This window comes from Neobacillus drentensis (assembly GCF_036966985.1).
Classification (GTDB): domain Bacteria; phylum Bacillota; class Bacilli; order Bacillales; family Cytobacillaceae; genus Neobacillus; species Neobacillus drentensis_E.
Genome location: NZ_JBALSN010000780.1, coordinates 1 through 2,411, shown reverse-complemented (window position 1 = coordinate 2,411; position 2,411 = coordinate 1). Strand labels below are relative to the sequence as shown.

The 2,411-nt window shown below is 39.0% G+C and carries 2 protein-coding genes; both read left to right on the top strand.

Annotated features, from left to right (window positions below; translation table 11 throughout):
• Positions 1-626 (top strand): purine-nucleoside phosphorylase (gene deoD / locus V7659_RS31660; RefSeq protein WP_335543934.1); only part of this gene is annotated, 626 nt, incomplete at its 5' end.
• 40 nt (positions 627-666) lie between these two features.
• A partial coding sequence (locus V7659_RS31655) for an FUSC family protein (RefSeq protein WP_335543933.1) occupies positions 667-2,411 on the top strand: 1,745 nt, incomplete at its 3' end.

The following is a 2,411-nucleotide window of genomic DNA, read 5'->3' as shown; positions in this document are numbered from 1 at the left end:
CAAAATTTATTGCTGAAACCTATTTAGAGAATCCGGTTCAATTTAATTCCGTCCGAAATATGTTCGGATTTACAGGGTCCTACCAAGGTAAAAAAGTATCCGTCATGGGAACGGGCATGGGGATGCCTAGTATGAGTCTTTATTCGTGGGAACTGATTCATGTTTTTGGTGTAAAAAATTTGATTCGGATTGGTACATGTGGCGCCATCCAAGACCAGATGAATTTGTATGATATTGTTTTGGCAATGGGGGCATCGACGGATTCTCGCTATGTTCATCAATACAACCTTCCAGGTGAGTTTTCAAATATTGCTTCGTTCTCATTGTTGGAAAAAGCAAAGCAAAGTGCAGATTCAAAGGGTCTTCCAGTTCATGTAGGCAATGTACTTACCAGCGATATTTTTTACAATGCTGACCCTACTGCAATCGAAAAATGGCGGAAAATGGGGATTCTTTGTGTAGAAATGGAAACAGCAGGCCTATACATGAATGCTGCGTATGCTGGCGTTAATGCGTTGACCATATTGACGGTAAGTGACCATATTATTAGGAATGAACAAACCACACCGGAGGAAAGACAATTAGCTTTTACGAATATGATGGAAATTGCTCTAGGGTTGGCTTAAACCAGAAGCTCTGAATTAATTTTTGGAAAGAAGCGATTTCATGGGTGAAAACCACAAATCAGGAGCAACTTCTTCTAAAGTCATAACTATTATGAAGCAAGCAATGGCAGTTAATAAGAAGCCGTTTCCATGGCTAAAGGCATTTTGTGCGGGTGTTGCTGCTGCTCTGCCTATTACAATTGGACTGATCTTAGGTAACATTGAATATGGATTTTTGGCAGGTATGGGGAGCTTTACCTATCTTTATGTATTTAATATTCCATATGCCCAGCGGGCAAAAAAGATATTTTTTGTCATCCTTGGCATGTGCTTGGTATCTGTATTAGGTACATTTGCTGCTCCTTATCCACTTGCCATCGCCATTTTAATGGGAATCATTGGAGCCACTGCAATTTTTATTTTTGGTGCTTTACGAATAAAGGGACCCTCCGCCATCTTTTTTGTGTTAGTTTTTGCGATGACAACAGGAATGCCGATCCAACCGGAGCTTGCCCCGTTGCGAGCAGGCCTTGTTTTTCTTGGTGGTGCCCTATCGTGGATTATTGCCATGTTTGGTTGGTTCTATAATCCCCATGGCCCGGAAACAGGGGTAGTCCAAAGAGTCTATTTGGAATTGGCTTCGTTTCTAGATTCCGTTGGTTCAAAGAAATATAGTGAGGCAAGACATCGCGTTATGTCAGTTTTAAAAGAAGCAGAGGAAACACTGGCAGCGGGGTATATCCCTTGGCGAACAACAGACCTATTTAATCGTTTATACTTGTTAAATAATCATGCAAATAAAATATTTCTGTTTGTCCTTGAAAATTATTCAAATGGCCACTCAAACATCCCACCTGAATTAGGGCAGACTGTCCGGGAAATAGCTCATTCATTATGTTATAAGGATAAGAGTGAACGTGTGTCAAAAAAAATTCTTCAGCCAGTTGAGATGGATGAAAGAGTAGTACACCTATTTACAAAAGTTTATGATGCCGATGCCATCATGAATGAACCAACTTCCAAAATAAATCAAACGATTCAAATCTCCAAACCATCACTTAAAACTCTTTTTATGGGTGCTCTTGATAAACAATCGATTGTTTTTATTACGGCGATACGGTTTGGCGTGATCACAATTATTGCTGCAATTATTGCCTTTCAGTTTGGATTTATACGATCCTATTGGGTGCCTTTATCCTGTGTAGCTGTTTTGTCAGGCGCTACAATTGTCTCCACGTATCATCGTGCGATTCAAAGGGGATTTGGCACCATCCTAGGTATTTTAATAGCTAGTTTAATTCTAGCTGCACATCCCAATGGATACTTAATTGCTTTATTTATTTTATTATTGACGTTTATTACTGAGCTGTTTATTGTAAAAAATTATGGATTAGCTGCACTATTTTTTACACCGAATGCATTACTTATGGCAGAAAGCACTAGTCACGATAGCTTTAGCTTTGCATACTTTGCCTCTGCTAGAATAATCGATGTTGCGATTGGAATTTTCATTGGTCTTATCGGGGTAGGTTTCGTGGGAAGGCGGTCAGCCTCTAGTCGATTGCCACATTTAACTACTAAAACAATTCGAAGTCAGGCACAATTTTTGTTTATTCTCTTTTCTGATCAAGGAGAAAGTTTTATTGCTTCAAAGAGTAGAGAATTGAAAAAAATGCGCACGAATATTATTAATTTAATAACTCTATATAATACAGCAGCGGGGGAGATTCCGATAAATCAAAAGGCATTGGAGTATTATTGGTCCGTTATTTTTGCGATTGAGCATTTGGGGTTTTTACTAGAAAA